General features: G+C 60.8%; 1 rRNA gene. It reads left to right on the top strand.

The window, feature by feature from the left end:
* Positions 1 to 561 (top strand): 23S ribosomal RNA (locus PFX91_RS23070); the annotation flags it as partial.

The raw sequence follows: 561 nt of genomic DNA, 5'->3' as shown, positions 1-561 counted from the left end.
TGCCCAGACAACCAGGAGGTTGGCTTAGAAGCAGCCATCCTTTAAAGAGTGCGTAATAGCTCACTGGTCAAGTGGTTCTGCGCCGATAATGTAGCGGGGCTGAAGCACACCGCCGAAGCTGTGGAGCCCCACCTTTGGGGTGGGGTTGGTAGGGGAGCGTCGTGCGTTCGGTGAAGCCGCCGAGTGATCGTGTGGTGGAGGGCGTGCGAGTGAGAATGCAGGCATGAGTAGCGTGAGCGGCGTGAGAAACGTCGCCGCCGATTGACCAAGGGTTCCTGGGGCAGGTTAATCCGCCCAGGGTGAGTCTGGACCTAAGGCGAGGCCGACAGGCGTAGTCGATGGATAACGGGTTGATATTCCCGTACCCGTGTGCGAGCGTCCAGTATCGAGGCAGGTGATGCTAACCACGCCGGTGCCTTACGCGGCCTTCGGGCTGTGTGGGGTGTTGGTCTGGGATCCGAGCCTGTAGTAGGTAAGTGATGGGGTGACGCAGGAGGGTAGCTCTACCCGGCGGTGGTCGTCCGGGGGTAAGCGTGTAGGCCGGTGTGTTGGTAAATCCGC

Source organism: Nocardiopsis sp. ATB16-24, from assembly GCF_030271535.1.
In the GTDB taxonomy this organism is placed as follows: domain Bacteria; phylum Actinomycetota; class Actinomycetes; order Streptosporangiales; family Streptosporangiaceae; genus Nocardiopsis.
The sequence above is the reverse complement of the archived record's forward strand: the minus strand, read 5'-3'. Positions and strand labels throughout refer to the sequence as shown.